Source organism: Rugamonas aquatica (assembly GCF_009380215.1).
GTDB lineage: Bacteria > Pseudomonadota > Gammaproteobacteria > Burkholderiales > Burkholderiaceae_D > Rugamonas > Rugamonas aquatica_B.
This window is the reverse complement of sequence record NZ_WHUG01000008.1, coordinates 77,001-90,326: the sequence shown is the minus strand read 5'-3', so window position 1 is coordinate 90,326 and position 13,326 is coordinate 77,001. Positions and strand designations below refer to the sequence as shown.

General features: G+C 48.8%; 18 protein-coding genes. 1 reads left to right on the top strand and 17 read right to left on the bottom strand.

Annotated features, from left to right (window positions below; genetic code table 11):
* The first annotated feature begins 59 nt into the window (after positions 1-59).
* Entirely contained in the window at positions 60-788 is a 729-nt protein-coding gene (locus GEV02_RS19620; protein WP_235922840.1) for a substrate-binding periplasmic protein, read from the top strand.
* A 383-nt stretch (positions 789-1,171) separates the two neighbouring features.
* On the opposite strand, the gene GEV02_RS19615 is transcribed toward GEV02_RS19620, so the two are convergent.
* The 17 genes from GEV02_RS19615 to GEV02_RS19535 form a co-directional block, all read right to left on the bottom strand.
* On the bottom strand, positions 1,172-2,206 hold the full coding sequence (locus GEV02_RS19615; RefSeq protein ID WP_152839568.1) for an HNH endonuclease signature motif containing protein: 1,035 nt from the start codon (positions 2,204-2,206) through the stop codon (positions 1,172-1,174).
* Positions 2,207-2,613: 407 nt separating this feature from the next.
* Positions 2,614-3,387, bottom strand: a complete 774-nt coding sequence (locus GEV02_RS19610; RefSeq protein WP_152839566.1) for a hypothetical protein — start codon at positions 3,385-3,387, stop codon at positions 2,614-2,616.
* A 60-nt stretch (positions 3,388-3,447) separates the two neighbouring features.
* Positions 3,448-3,858, bottom strand: a complete 411-nt coding sequence (locus GEV02_RS19605) for a hypothetical protein (RefSeq protein WP_152839565.1) — start codon at positions 3,856-3,858, stop codon at positions 3,448-3,450.
* A gap of 60 nt (positions 3,859-3,918) precedes the next feature.
* Positions 3,919-4,341, bottom strand: a complete 423-nt coding sequence (locus GEV02_RS19600; RefSeq protein ID WP_152839564.1) for a hypothetical protein — start codon at positions 4,339-4,341, stop codon at positions 3,919-3,921.
* A gap of 343 nt (positions 4,342-4,684) precedes the next feature.
* Positions 4,685-5,170, bottom strand: coding sequence for a hypothetical protein (locus GEV02_RS19595; RefSeq protein ID WP_152839563.1), 486 nt, complete (start codon positions 5,168-5,170; stop codon positions 4,685-4,687).
* A 73-nt stretch (positions 5,171-5,243) separates the two neighbouring features.
* Positions 5,244-5,573: a hypothetical protein gene (locus GEV02_RS19590; RefSeq protein WP_152839562.1), complete on the bottom strand. Its 330-nt coding sequence runs from the start codon at positions 5,571-5,573 to the stop codon at positions 5,244-5,246.
* A gap of 51 nt (positions 5,574-5,624) precedes the next feature.
* Positions 5,625-6,083, bottom strand: a complete 459-nt coding sequence (locus GEV02_RS19585; RefSeq protein ID WP_152839561.1) for an SMI1/KNR4 family protein — start codon at positions 6,081-6,083, stop codon at positions 5,625-5,627.
* An 87-nt stretch (positions 6,084-6,170) separates the two neighbouring features.
* A complete protein-coding gene (locus tag GEV02_RS19580) occupies positions 6,171-6,626 on the bottom strand; it encodes a hypothetical protein (protein WP_152839560.1) in 456 nt (151 codons plus the stop codon).
* 67 nt (positions 6,627-6,693) lie between these two features.
* Positions 6,694-6,969, bottom strand: coding sequence for a UbiA prenyltransferase family protein (locus tag GEV02_RS19575; RefSeq protein ID WP_152839559.1), 276 nt, complete (start codon positions 6,967-6,969; stop codon positions 6,694-6,696).
* A gap of 55 nt (positions 6,970-7,024) precedes the next feature.
* On the bottom strand, positions 7,025-7,711 hold the full coding sequence (locus GEV02_RS19570; RefSeq protein ID WP_152839558.1) for a hypothetical protein: 687 nt from the start codon (positions 7,709-7,711) through the stop codon (positions 7,025-7,027).
* Positions 7,712-7,949: 238 nt separating this feature from the next.
* The gene (locus GEV02_RS19565) at positions 7,950-8,096 is read right to left on the bottom strand and encodes a DUF1737 domain-containing protein (protein ID WP_328595866.1); all 147 of its coding nucleotides are present in this window, start codon (positions 8,094-8,096) and stop codon (positions 7,950-7,952) included.
* A gap of 174 nt (positions 8,097-8,270) precedes the next feature.
* Positions 8,271-9,005 carry a serine protease family protein gene (locus GEV02_RS19560; protein ID WP_152839557.1) on the bottom strand — a complete coding sequence of 245 codons (735 nt, stop codon included), beginning with the start codon at positions 9,003-9,005 and terminating at the stop codon, positions 8,271-8,273.
* An 80-nt stretch (positions 9,006-9,085) separates the two neighbouring features.
* Positions 9,086-9,715, bottom strand: a complete 630-nt coding sequence (locus GEV02_RS19555; RefSeq protein WP_152839556.1) for a hypothetical protein — start codon at positions 9,713-9,715, stop codon at positions 9,086-9,088.
* Between the two features lie 67 nt (positions 9,716-9,782).
* Positions 9,783-10,187 carry a WapI family immunity protein gene (locus tag GEV02_RS19550; RefSeq protein ID WP_152839555.1) on the bottom strand — a complete coding sequence of 135 codons (405 nt, stop codon included), beginning with the start codon at positions 10,185-10,187 and terminating at the stop codon, positions 9,783-9,785.
* 482 nt (positions 10,188-10,669) lie between these two features.
* Positions 10,670-11,122, bottom strand: a complete 453-nt coding sequence (locus GEV02_RS19545; RefSeq protein ID WP_152839554.1) for an HAD domain-containing protein — start codon at positions 11,120-11,122, stop codon at positions 10,670-10,672.
* A gap of 50 nt (positions 11,123-11,172) precedes the next feature.
* The gene (locus GEV02_RS19540; protein ID WP_152839553.1) at positions 11,173-11,592 is read right to left on the bottom strand and encodes a hypothetical protein; all 420 of its coding nucleotides are present in this window, start codon (positions 11,590-11,592) and stop codon (positions 11,173-11,175) included.
* 374 nt (positions 11,593-11,966) lie between these two features.
* On the bottom strand, positions 11,967-13,304 hold the full coding sequence (locus tag GEV02_RS19535; RefSeq protein WP_217433148.1) for a M20 metallopeptidase family protein: 1,338 nt from the start codon (positions 13,302-13,304) through the stop codon (positions 11,967-11,969).
* Between the last annotated feature and the right edge of the window lie 22 nt (positions 13,305-13,326).

Here is a 13,326-nt window from a genome sequence, read left to right as displayed (position 1 = left end):
CTCAATTGGCGGGCAGGTTCTCAATGCGTGGATGTAAATTTCTTGTAGGCGTCTTCTCCTTGTTCACCGCTGCAATGCTGTCCGCGCATGCGGTTCAGCCTGTCCGGTTTCTCATGCTGGAGAACCGCACCATGCCGTTTGGCCTGGTGGAGCGGGGACCGAACGCGCGCTTGATACTGGCTGCCGGCATCACCAAGGATTGGCAGGATGCGCTGGCTAAGGAGTTGGGACGGACGCCTGCTTACGTGCTGTTGCCGCGCAAGCGCCAGGATATGGCGGTGGCCCAAAAATTGGTGGATTTGCGTTGCTTCATCAGCCCTGATTGGCTCACAAGCGAACAGGTCGAGCAGTATGATTGGCCGGCCCCGTTCTTCGATGTCGAGGAACGTCTGATCGGCCCGTTGAACGGCAAGCCTGTGGAAAGCATAGATGAGCTATCCGGAGCGCGCATCGGAACCGTGCTCGGCTATAGCTACCGTAGCCTGGACCCGTTGTTCGCCGATGGCCGCGCCAAACGGGACGATGCGAGCAACGAAATGTCCTCGTTACTCAAGCAAGTGGCCGGACGGACCGATTTCATGGTCATGCGTACCTTGGACTTCGAGTATCAACAAAAGACCGATCCTACCCTTAAAGGGCTGCGGCTCACCCCGGTTGTGGTCAGCCGTTTTTCCATGTATTGCGCGCGCCCCAAATACAGCAGCGTGACGCTGCGGGACTTGAGCAACGCGCAAACCCGTTTGCTTAACACCGGCGTGCTGAGCGGGATTTTGGCCAAGTATCGCTAGCAATGTGATGAGCTGATGCAGAGGAATGGAGCCCGAGCCGGAATCGAAAATCGGCTTGGAAGCGTGATGAATCCAAGCTTTGGGCTGGGTCCACAAGGAGCTCCCCCCCTCAAGTGCTCCCTCGAATAAAAGCAGAAATTCTCGTTCTTATACACTTTATTTATTTTATTTCAAACGATAAAGAAGTGCCAGAACTGATTAGGCAGATAAAATATCTGGCGCATATAAAAATTTAAAAAATTAAAAAAACCACATAACTTCATTACAAATGCTGGGTCCGCTTTCGCCCCGAAGCCGCCTGTGGCCTCGAAGCTAACTTTGCCTAGCAAAGCGGCTATTATTACTTTTCAATAGTTCCCTTCATCGCCCTTGGAAATAAGTTTTCAGTTGCCAGTGCCAGCCAGCGCCTTTCGTGCATTTAACCAACCTATGCGATCTCCTTTGGCTAAAGCAAGCAACTCTCGGAATAACAGATTATTTTCGCTTTCTAATATCGCCTTCTCGTTCTGTAGAACGAGGTCTCGGGAATCGTCATAGCGGCCTAATTCTTCGAGTGCACGCACCTGCCACCAAAGGTCATTCCGTTTTTCGGCATCGTGCAATGCTAGCTCAAAGAGTCGCTCTATAAGTCCAGACTCGGCAAGTTCTTTAAGATAGTACGCTGCGGTGAAATACCTCTTCTCTTGAAGACGAGTTGAAATTCCCTCCAGATAGTCAGAAGTAGCGGCAAGCGGATCCCCGATATGTTTAAAAAAACGCGCCTTTGCAAGAATCCACTTCTTATCTTCGAGTTCGCTTAAACGTTGTTTCAAAACGTCTTCAGGAATAATTTCTGTCTTCTTCTGAATACTCCGAAGATACACATGAGTTGCCGCATCACAGCCTACCGCTATCGCTTTCTCTACGTACTTATCCCTAAGCTCATTATTTCCCAAAGCATGATAGTGGCGTGCTAAAGCTTCAAAGTTTTCATCTTCTCGATAAATTTCAGCGATAGTTGTTGCATATGTAATGTCGAATAGCGATTCGTCCTCATTATGCGAATCATGATTGCTTGCTCGCGAATTCTTTACAATCTGATGCCAGTCATTCCGATAAAGAATCACTTGATCAGCATCTAGTTTTCGACTAAATCCGCCACGAATCATAGTCTCATTATGACAATCCAAGCATAATACGGCTAAGTTAACATCGGCATGATTGTCTGGATTGTCGTCAATGTGATGAATCTGGATTGGCTTATCAGGCAGACGGCAAACACAGCAAATTCGATCAGAAAAAAACTGAACACGCGCTGCAACATCTCGCGGAATTTCTGTTCTAACCTTCTTTGGTTTTTTTTGCGGAGGCGGAACTTTAGCAGTGGGTTTTTTTGTTTTCTTTGGGGCGGGCGGAGCTTTAGTAGTGGTAGGCGACATTTCTATATTAATTTTCTTGAATGAACTATTAAGGAAATTTCTTACTTTGATATTTATCGAACGGATTTCGCGCCAACGGTTTTATGAGATGGATTTGATTTCATAGTGTCTGAATTTTTTTTACGGCAGCCTTTGTACGTTAGGCACCGGCTCTCTCCGCATGCTTGCTGCATTTTTGAGCGGGAGAAAGCATGAGTTGACCGCTTCCCATAAAGCTAATTCGGCACGAGCAATGCGAGCAAATCATATACGGACCTTCCGCATCTTGCTCAAGCGGAGGTCCGCTAACTTTACCGAAATATGGCCCTTCAATTTGGGCCGTTGCATATAACTCTTTGGCGCAACACGGACAAGGCACTGATTTCATAACTCTTTCTCCCATATATTGAATGGCTGCTGCTGGCCGATTACGGCAAGCTAACTGCATCGGCCTTGGTAGCGTTATTCGGAACCGTTAATTCAAATTCCACCAGCGTGTCATCCGGCCAGCTTTGATCATGCAGCGGTGGCGCATAACGCGCGCGGTCTTTTGCATCTAGACGCTCTGCCGGAAGCCTTTCGCGGCGCGAGCCCGACACCAGCGTAGCTCCCGTAATGGGGGCGTTAGTCGAATAAAAAACTCGGCTTCTAGAGGTGTGACAAACTCCGCCCAACGGAACTAGATAGGCCAGTTTGATCAACGACGCGTCAAATTTGTCGACAGCCCATCTCACTTCGCATTCCAGACGTAGATCACCCAGGCGCCTTGTTCCGGGAGGGATGCCAGCGGAATGGATGTCGGGCCGCCAGCGAAACAAGCCCTTTTTGGCGCTGAGTCGGAGGTCTGCATCATCTTTTGCTGCAGAATCGTCGCGGGGTACTGAGAAAGTCATGTCGGCCGCAATCGGAATCTCGACGCTCACATTATCCCCGACGATGCGAAGTTTGAGATCGGCTGTTGCCAGCTGAGGCTGTTGTGGGCGTAAAATAAATTTCAGCTGGGCTTGCGGCGCCAAAGAATGGTAGCGGTCGAATGCATCGATACCGTCCAGCATCTTACGGTACGGCTTCCAGTCCGGATCTCGGCTGCTTGCCACATTCACTTGCTGAGTTGCTTCCGTAAGGGGCAGGTCCGTCTCGGCCTGCGCCATGACAGAACTGGATACTGACGACAGCAGAATGAGTGACAGAGCGATATGCATAAATAGGGAATCATTTTTGTTAGGCGCGGACTCGATTGAGCTAAGGTCCGCATGTGGCCGTTATGCGCCACATCCACCGGCAACTAAGAAGTGCTTCCTCACGCTGCCACGTTGTACATCGACCGTGCCCCTGAACGAGGCTGAGTCATCGCCTCGTCCGGTTTCAACCAAGTCTATGTAGACAGTGACTTCATCAGCTTTTAATACCTCATGCCAGCGTTTATTTTTCAGCTGACTCTCAACTTCGACATCTTTCTTCTGGCCTTCGAACTCGACTGTCTTGCCATCAATTCTCATCCAAAATTTCTTATTCCAATCGCTAATCAACACCGTGTCTCGCTGCGCCCCGAATTTGCAATAGCGGCCCGCGACGTGAAGACTATCCATTGCAATACTATCGATGCTCAACGTTTGGGCCGACGTAGGCAGCGCGAACCCCGCGATGGCTATAAGAAATATCGTTCTTTTCATACTTACGCCCTCTCGTTATGAGTTTAGTCCGGGTTTGGCCGGAAGCCGGCGCAAGATGAGTTACTTCTGATGTTCGTGTGCGAGCTCCAGCCGACCATCTGCACTGGGTAGCCATACTGCGCCAGAATCCGAACTCGCGTCGAAGAATCCCACCTTGTGTTTTGCTGCGAGCCGATGAAGCTCAGAATAAGCTTGGTCAACCTTATCCCAAGAGAATCCGATGTAAAGAACTGGCTTACCGATGCAGTAATCTGCCAGCGAGGACTCATCTTCCGGCAGCTCGGCAATAGCATACGGGCCGTTTAGCGCAGGAAAAATAGTCACCAATTCTTTAAATAGATTTCTTAGCGATGCTGCAGTTACGCTTGGATCATCGTAAGAATGTCCCTCATCCCACTCGGTCTGATTATCATACCAATCGAGAAATTCGTTTCTGTCAGCAGGCGCGGACTCGGGCAAAAACACCATTAAATCATAACTCATCGTCAAAAATCCCTATCAATACATTATTGTTTATCAAACCAATGTCCGCAAATATGGCCGCAATGTGTTAGTCCCAAAGCATTGCTCTAGCCCGCCGACGCTTCTCACGCTTTTTTTCTTCGGGTGACATCGCGTTAAATTTATCACTCCGCTTCTTCCTCAGCCTGAAAAAACCGTAGATTATTGCAATAGTAGTCAAAAGCGGAAACACAGACATAAATTTCGTTCCAATTATTCAAAATTTTCATTATTCGACCAGCAATCGTACTTCGGCAGCTTCTGGCCGTAGTGAGTTCATCGCGCCGAATGTAATTCCACTTGCCGGCACTCGGCTTTACCACGTTCAGTAAAGCTCGTTTTGAGGTGCGCGTTTCAACTGGCAGTTCTGTGGTGCAGACATACTACTAGGGCAATCAGAGGTCGAGCAATCTGCAGGCTTGCCCTCATTTCCCGCTGCGCATTCACTAGGGGCTGTAGCCTCCATCCTCGTATCAACCTTTTCAGCATCAGGAGGTGCATTGCCAGAGTCGATTGGCGCATCTTTTTGCTCTGGTGCCAAATGCGGCCGAAGGGCTTGATGGTCCGCTACAGTTTGATCTTCAGCATTAACGGATGGCGCTGGTGGAGCTTCCACAGGCGTTTCTTTTTTGCTGCCACCGAAGACCAGGATTGCAATCACAATTAAGGCCACTATACCGATGCTGGGTCCTGCAAATCCAACTTCCGAGCTGCCACAAGATGGGCATTTCAACGAAATATGCTTCCCCCTTGGGTACCAAGTGTATCCACATTTTTTGCACTTATTCTGTAAGCGCTTGGTGGCAGCCATATTCGATCCTTACAAACAATGCACGACAATTAGGCGACAGCTAATGGCCGATAACGGTGGACAATCAAGCCTTTCAAATTTTCTCGTCGTCTAAAAATACCACTGCCGAGCTTAGGTCATTTGGGACAACAATCCTCACCTGGCGACCGGACTCAGTCGTTATGCTCAAAGTGATACTTCGTGGCGGCGGACGAAGGTCGTCGCCAAGAAAACGATTGATGAATAACCTGCAGGCCTCTCCTACCTCATGCATTGGGTAGACATCGCCGTTTACTAGTGGTGCGTAAGCTTCAAGATTGCTCACAATCGCTTCTCCATAACGTGTTTCATTGCAAGTCAAATTTCTTGGTTTAAAACCAAAATATTGAACCGACCGCTCTTGGCCGCTTACAGTCAGACGCATTTATGCGCCATGACTGCCGTAGTCTTGGCAGTTTCATGCAAACGCCTGCGTCTAATTTCTCAGACAGTCTCGTAAAGAGTCCAAAAAATCAGTAATCGACTCTGCAAGGAATTTGGCATTATCATTATTTGGTTCACCGTCATAAGAAAAATATTCATGGTCTGCAAAAAAGACCTGACCTCGCGTTTCATCAGCAATCGATATACATATTAGGTTGCCTCCCGGGTCATTCCCGATTGGGATAAGGTGAGTCGGAATCCGCCCTTTGTACTCAATAAAATTTTCCGGAACCGAATACAAACAATACGCGCCTGTTTGCAAACCGAAAAATGAAACTTCGGTCTCCCAAGTTTCGTCGCCTTCGTCAACTACAAATGAATTTCCCAGAGGCGTGTCACCACCAGTAGAGAGTAAAAATTGCCGGTACGCAGCAGGAAGAGTCTGATTGATAGTGCGTTCGAAATCACGCAACACACACTCTCTTTTGTCGGGTATATCGCCTTTTAACATTTCCTGAATTCACCTTAATAGTTGGGGCTTATCATGCTTGCTGCCGAGAGGCCGTTCTTGGCCGTGGCCAGACATGAGTGCGGCGCTTCACTTCTCAGTTAGCTGGATTCTCCGGCCATCACCAAAGCCATCATGAACATCGAGCACTGCTGGCACTCCATAGTCCCAGCCGCCAGCCTTCTTCCAACATTCGGCGAACCAGGACGTTAGAGCGTGGGCTATCATGTTCACGCCACCAAAATCGAAGTCCGTGAAGTACCGATCATCTAGTTCGTCCAACTCATCGAGCTTGAGTGCCATTTCGGAAGACCGTTCGCTGGTCTTTATGTTATCGCCAATAAAGTAGACCCATATGGAAGGTGCACCATGATTCTCGGCATCTACGAACACTTGAAACTCAACGCTTCGGACTGCAGCATTAATGGGCTGACGGAGTAAGTTGCTTATGCATTGAATTGAGTGGGCCGATAGGCCATCTAGCGATTGCAAATAGCCCTGAGTGAATTGTTTCTGAGTCAGCCCAAATTGAATCATCTTCGTCATTTCTTCATTGTTTCAATGTCCGCAGTTGGCCGTTTACTGCCTAAGGTTTTTTGATTAAAAATTAATTTTATTCCTCATACTTTTCGCGATCGACGATTCGTTCTTTGTATATTACTGCGCCCTGATTAGCAAAGAAAATTGCAAGCGGACCGAATAAGAGACCTGGACTAAACTTTCCTAAGTAGACAAACCCCAATATCGCCATAGTCAGCAGTCCGCTGCAAAGAAAGTATAAATTCATTTGGTATATTTTATTTTTCATAAATTTTATTCCGAAATTTAAGCGGCCTTCACGGTTCGCATCGGCAGCTTGTGGCCGTTTGCTGGCACCCGTTGTAGCCATACGAGATATCTAAACTAAAGATGAGTTTAATGTACTATTAAGCAATACGAGTAAGTCACCTGCATAGTAGTCCGATCGAATGCCGTACCGCCGTTGCCTCTACCTGCTCAGGAAAAGTGAAATACCGACCTCGCTCTGCCTGCACAAGCGCGCCTACCACGCCAGCAGCGACCCCACCCGCAACCCCAGCTTGCAAAGGAGGAAGCGAAGCGCTATTGACGGCGGGGCTTATGGCTATATTATTACTTTGTGCTCCCCGATCCTTTGAATCTCCAATCGCAATAGCATTGGTTCCGGACTGTGTAGTGACGGCAATAGCTCGCTGAACCTGCTCCTCGGTATCGCCAAGTAGCATACTTGCTCCTGTTCCGGTAACGATGTACATGGAGACCTTGTTACTAGAATCCTTAGGTACATACAAGCCGCAGTCCGACACAAGAACTACCTTTCCTACTAATTCTCCTTTCAGTCCCCCAGCAACCACCACTTTCTCTCTATGGCAGGATGGGGCTCCTTGATAGTAAGTGCCGCCTTGGTCAGTAAAAATGGCTCTATAGTCTCCTTGCACAGTACGAAACTCATAACGCGTTCCAAAAATGCCACGATTCGCCTCAAAGACCAGATCGTCAGAAAGTTTTATGGTGCATCCATTTTGAATTGGTATAAGATTGGATGGAGCAATACCGGCGCAGCCAGATAATAAACAGCCAAACACTGTAGCTAAAAAAATGCAATTTTTCATTTTAAATTAAAATTAAACCTTAATTATTGACCATGCTGAAAAAATACGCCAAACTCAGCTTCTAACGAACTTGATAATTTAATTCTTAGAAATTGAAAATTAGCTCAACGTCCACTTCTAGGGAAGCGCTGATTTATTCGTTTTTTGAAAATCCACTTCTTGATAAATCAAGGGCTCACAACGCGCAATGGACCGAAAAATCGATTAAATCAGCGGTTCCCTAGACGGATGAGGCTAACTAAACATCAATCGCATGCCAGACGACAGCCTGGGCTACGCTTTCCCCATTAAACGTCACTGACGGCGAGCCGTAAAGCACATAACCTAAAGCTAGCGCCTCGCTAACGCGACGGCAAAAATTAGCGTCGTTGGGGCCCGTTAGCACTCGCTAAATAGGCAAATCGTCTGGTGGCACCTTCATCTTTTCCTTTCGCTGTTAAAGCGGCCGCTATTGGCCGGACCCGGTCAGCAGCAAGAGGAACACTCCCGCGCTCATGCCAAGTATAAAGGAATTGTCGCGCCGACACTATATCGCCGTTAGTAACTACAAGGCTTAAGCCTAAGTGCTTTCGAGCCGAGATTTCACATCCAAGGCATCTATTATCACTGAAGCATCGAGGAAATGAAAAAGTGCTGAACTTGAACTGCCACGAATGGCCATCCCGCATAGAACCGGTTTCACGATACCAACGGCAATTTGGCGTAAAGCAAACACAGGTCCTCCACTAAAACCACTAAAAGATTCAAATTCTTCGGAACCACTTACTCGGAGAAGGTGCAAATAAGGAAGTGGCGATGGACCTTCATATGAACCAGAAAGTATGATTCGGTCTGTTCGCAAGTTTCCCGTACTAATATCAATTTCAGAACGTTCGGAGGGATACCCTACAACATAGAGCGGAATACTTCTCGCGTTGCTGGTCCAGTCAGGTTCGTATGCCTTAATCGCATCGATGAGCGATGCTTTTCCTAATTCCGTATCCGATTTGGCAGATGGCGCAATATCGATAACTGCGAGGTCCATAAAATCCTCAGGCTCGTCTTCTAGCGGCACAGAGAACATATGCCCCAAAGGCAAAAGTTTATGCGATGTGTCTGTAGGGAATACACAAATGGCAGGTAGATTTTCTGCAGCTAAGCCATGCCGCGTCGTGATCACATATGCCTTACCCTTATAGCCAACAAGGAAGACCGTGCCAGAAGTGCTATACGGGAATTCTGGGACACCCGTCTCAAATACTAGCGGTTGAACAGATGGAGCAAGCTTAGTAATAAATTCTGGGACAACAAGCATTTTGTTAGCACAATGGAAAGTACGTCGGTTTCGAAACGGTGACTTAGCTCGATGTCAGGTATTAGCCGGTTGAAGTCTGCTCAGCACTGCCAGAACAGCTTTGTCTGGTTCGTGTCGCAGTTGCATCGGTAAACGTAAGCAGAACCGCCACCTCCAAAATTCATAGCGGTTTTCCAGTCAGGGCCTTCTTCTAACTGAGCAACAAACGACATCGGAGAATCACACAAATTACAAGAAGGTATTTCTTCACCTTGAATCCAAGAAGGACTCCCTCCTACTTGGCCAAGAACATCCCGCATACTTTGGTCCGTAGTGCTACTCCATTCTTCCCGTGCGCTATCGTAGCTATCGCTGTCCACATGTTCAATTTTTGCACCATGCCGAAGAGAACGAATGACTTCCCCAGCCTTAGGTGGTTCAACCAGTTTCAAAGATTCACACCCAACCGAAATCACTTGATTTCCGCCTGCATCCGCATCCCACTCATCACACAATCCAGGGTCATTCTGGCACATGAACAATAAGAGTAATGTGTCGCCTCCACCTTGGCTGCGTGAGCGAAGTTGGCCAAGAAACTGCATATTCCCATGGCATGTTGTACAGGTGGGCCATTTTAATAAGCCTTCAGGGGCACTAGGTTGACCGCCGAATCTATTTTCATCGCTAACGCCAGTGTCGGAAACAGGTGTACTTATCAGAAGTGAAATCATAATTTCTACAATTCGGTGTTGAAGAGCTGGAGTCTATTAACAATGTCGGCTTTTGGCCGATAACTGACTAAAGCTTATTCGACTCTGCTACTTCTAATAGCCCTTGGATAAAGGGACCTAACGCAGTCTGGTCCGTTCGAAATTCAAATTCTAACCGCTGCATGTGGTCTCCAGACACCTGGAGTACCCCATCGACAATCACATGCCCCATGCCATTCCCTACGAACCGGATATATGGGTCTTCGTAAGTATTGCCTAACCGTGCTTGTCCTTCGAGAGTATTCTCTAGACCCTTTAATTGTTCGACGAATGCAGACAAGCTTGGGTCATCAAAGAAGAATACCACTTGAGCTTGAAACGGGGACGTTTGAACATGCAAAGTACAGCTACCGCCAGAGCCGTCATCGAACAAGGACACGTCACGCATCTGTAATCCGTTAGTTTCGCTTTGCGTGAAAAGATTAGCGTCCAAATCTTATCCTTAAGTAATTACATCAACCGTCGGCTAATAGCCGATCTTTGCCGATTGTACTCGACCGTTGAAGTTGGGTACCGGCCTCGGCAGCTGGTGCGGCAAAACGCACGGGGCTAAGCCCACAATACTTCCATCGTATCAATGTTCACACGCAAAATCGCCGGTCCGTCGAGAACACTGCCGTTGCTTGACCACTCCACGACCACGGCCCACGAGATAACGGTTTTGCGGTTCTTTGTGTGAGTTGCCGATAGATCGGGGGTAGCATCAACCGCTTTGGATTGCCATTCTGGTCTGGATGGTTGTGACGCGAGGTAAGTTGTTGCCAGGACGATGGCCTGCTCCTTCGCTTCCTGATTAGAAATCCGCATTAGGCCTTGCTTTCGCATTAAGTTTTAGAGGCGTCCGACCGACCGCTCTTGGCCGAACACCCTCGTTCCTGGAGGCCAGAGGCAACATCGAGAACTGCTACGCTCACCTCACACAACCGTTTTGAACCAGAGTGCAATCGCATCAACATCATCGTCCGTAAGGCCTGTCACGCCATCAACAAGGTACAAATTTTTGCAGGTCGAATCGAAATACTCTTCAATGTCGTCCAAAATTATATAAGGTTCTTGTTCGACTGCATTATCCATCAGCCACGATTCAATCTCACGTTGGCGAATGCCTGGTACGTAATCGGTAGCGCTTTCCATGATGGGCGTAACGCCGATAAAACGCGAGGCGAAACGCTCGCCGCCGCGAGCCATCAGTAGTCCAACCAATTCCGCGAAAGAATATCGTTCGCGCCACGTAGATGTGATGACTACGGACGCATCTGGGATTGTGTCTAAGACCTTCCACAGTGCCGATGTTGCCGACAGATGGCTGTCAGTCGGCCCCATCGGAAAAGGGTGGAGTACGCCATCAAAGTCCAAAAATAAAATCATCCGTAGCAATTCTCAAATATTCGATGGAAGGTCCGCAGCCGCAAGTCGCCTCAGCTACCGCTTGAATTGAATTTTTCCGACAGATACTTGCAGACCACAGCCAATGACAGTGAAATCATGAACCCGCTAATTACACCACCCAATGCAGTTATAAAGGCTGCGGATGATACGCCAGTTAATGCGGTGAAGGTGATGGTAATCACCCCGCTAAACGCAGCACCAAACGCACTCCAGCGGCCCACTCGCTTCGTTTCACCCTCAACCTGGCACCCGTGATCAACGGATCGAGAACGCTTGGCGTAAGAAATGTAGAGGAACAGCACCACAACAAGAAAGGCCCCAACGAACATACTCCGACTGAAAATTTTAGTTTCGCGAGAGTTCGGCACCAGATCGATGACTTCGATGGCGGCAATACCAATACCCATGCATCCCAACAATGGTGCCGCAACCAATCCTTCGCGTTTCATTTAAATCCTAATAATAATTAACCGATCGCGTTAGCGCCACCACGTTGGACATAGCACCGTTGAGTGCGATATAAGACGCCATAGTCAAAGACACCAAGGCCACAAAGGCGCCAGGATCAAGTCTGACATTCGTACACAAACTCGACAATGATGGAGGACTGTGGTGATGTCAGTGTCCGATTGTCAGACTTCCCCCTGTCGCTGTGAGAGTCCGTTTTTGGCCGAACGCGGCCGAAGATGGTGAAGATAGCATCTTGCTCGCGTGCAAAGTTCACGGTTTGTCACGATGGGGCAGAAGTCGCCCCCCGATGCAGACGTGGCGCCAGTCGATCTGACCGCCACAAAGCGACCACGCACGCTGCGCGTAGCCCGCCCTAGTCTCGCCCAGCCTGGTCAGGCGTTCCTAGCCGCGCAATGATCAAGGACGAGAAGCCGCTTACTCCGACTCGGATGCTTTCTTCATCTACTTGAAAATCCGGCGCGTGGTTCATTGCAACGAAACCTTTCTCGGCATTTGATCCACCGAGGAAAAAGTACACACCCGGAATTTTCTGTTGAAAGTAGGCGAAATCATCATTGAAGAACGGTGCCTGCCCAAAAGCTGGCCTGACCGCGTCAACTCCGCGGCTTCGCTGCAGTATGCGGATGGCAGAGCGAGTCAGTGAGGCGTTATTGAGCACAGTGGGATTCTCTTGTACATACGACACGGAGATCAATTCGCTCTTGTGACCGCTGGCATCAATCACGCGCTGGACGCGAGAAATGATGCCATCCAGCTTGGATGCGTTTGTTTCATATATATAGAAGTTAAGAACAAGCTCTTCGTTTTCTGTGCGAGTATCAAAGGTCGCATCCATGATCAGGTAGTCCTGAAACGCAGTATTCGGGGACGTCAAACCGATCACAGGATCGTCAATATTCTGAATCTCCCAAGGCTTCGCACCAGTCCGGCTCCGAGACAGATCACTGTTCACATTGTTCGTCAACTGCACTATATCCGCTCCCGACAATTCGTTTTTCAGCCTGATGCTGACTCGCCGCTGATATGCGAACATTTCATTCGCCTTGACCACAATCTGCCCAACGGGCAATGCCGTCACGTGCACGCCGTAGATCTCATCCGGGGTGATGGACGAAAAAACGCCCCGGTCGATCAGGCCCTTGGCGCCTTTGAAGGTCTCCTCTTCCGCCTGAAACACGAAGACAACCGTTCCATGCAAGAACTCTCGCTGCTTCGCAAGGACCTCGGCGATTCCTAAGGCAATTGCAATGTGGATATCGTGCCCGCAGGCGTGATGAACACCGGGATTCTGCGACCTAAAGAGTGCGGGATCACGGAACTCGCCAGGAAGCGCATCAAGCTCGGCTCGCCATGCAACCGTCTTTCCCGGGTGCCCGCCTCGTAGTATGCCGATAACACTGTGGCCGTACTGACCAGTCTGAACTTCAAGCCCCATTTCACGCAAGTGCGCGCTTATTGTCGCTGAAGTTCGAGACTCATAGCCGGCCAGTTCAGGGTGCTGGTGGAGATCTCGCCTGACGGCGACAAGCTTCTCGAAAAGGCCATCAGTCTGCAAATGAATCGCATCCGGAGCAGTGCGCTGGCTTGGGTTATATTGGCATCCGCCAAGTAGCAGTCCGAAGACACTTGAGAGAATTATTAAAAGTCGCTTCATGGTTTTGGGCTTCATGGTGGTGGGATGAAATTGCATCTATGACCTCGAACGTCATTCC